We start from the raw sequence: 435 nt of genomic DNA, 5'->3' as shown, positions 1-435 counted from the left end.
TTGGCCGTCCCAGGTCAGAACCTGCATATCCGGCATTCCGCCTTCAGGCATAAACAGCAACTCTTCTTCGATCTGATCCTTGGTGAAGGTATACGGCGTATAATCTTCTTTATCCATGAAAACATATTCGTTGCCATCAACATAAGAAAAGTCAACGCCGCGACGGCTCAGGGTGACGGTATCAACGATATCGTCGCCTTTGAAACGTTCTTCCACTTTCAGACCTGTGCGGACATCGGAAAAACGCATTTTATACAGTGTGGCGGCGCCACGGGCGGTTGGGGACTGAATGTCGATATCTTTCACAATCAGCAATTTGCCGTTGTAGTTCAGTACCATACCCTTTTTAATTTCGTTCGCTCTTGGCATCGAGGAGATCCTGTATGTAGAGATTATCTAAAATATCGCGTCAAACTACTCGCGCCGGGCCGTTCA

At 47.6% G+C, this 435-nt stretch carries 1 pseudogene; it reads right to left on the bottom strand.

The window, feature by feature from the left end:
- Positions 1 to 369, bottom strand: a pseudogene (locus F7Q90_RS26160) (elongation factor P-like protein YeiP); the annotation flags it as partial.
- Positions 370 to 435 lie beyond the last annotated feature (66 nt).

Source organism: Pantoea stewartii subsp. stewartii, from assembly GCF_008801695.1.
Taxonomy (GTDB): Bacteria; Pseudomonadota; Gammaproteobacteria; order Enterobacterales; family Enterobacteriaceae; genus Pantoea; species Pantoea stewartii.
This window is presented reverse-complemented; position numbering and strand designations above follow the sequence as displayed.